Annotated in this window: 1 protein-coding gene; it reads right to left on the bottom strand. The window is 47.4% G+C overall.

All coding sequences use genetic code 11. The annotated features are described in order from the left end of the window. The coding region (locus tag B2R82_RS03560) for a hypothetical protein (protein ID WP_286923557.1) at window positions 1-247 on the bottom strand (247 nt) is incomplete at both ends.

Here is a 247-nt window from a genome sequence, read left to right as displayed (position 1 = left end):
GTTGCCTTCACTTTTGATCAGCATGAGCTCCTCTTTGATCAGGTTGTGTTCGTTTTTGATCGCCTTAGACTTCTTTTTGATCAACCGGGGCTCCTTTTTGATCGGGTTGCCTCCACTTTTGATCAGCCTAGGCTCCTCTTTGATCGGGTTGCTTCCACTTTTGATCAGCCTAGGCTCTTTTTCGATCGGGTTGCTTCCACTTTTGATCAGCCTAGGCTCTTTTTCGATCGGGTTGCCTCCACTTTTG

The organism is Lysinibacillus sp. UBA6686, from assembly GCF_002455205.1.
Lineage (GTDB): Bacteria > Bacillota > Bacilli > Bacillales_A > Planococcaceae > Lysinibacillus > Lysinibacillus pakistanensis.
The sequence above is the reverse complement of the archived record's forward strand: the minus strand, read 5'-3'. Positions and strand labels throughout refer to the sequence as shown.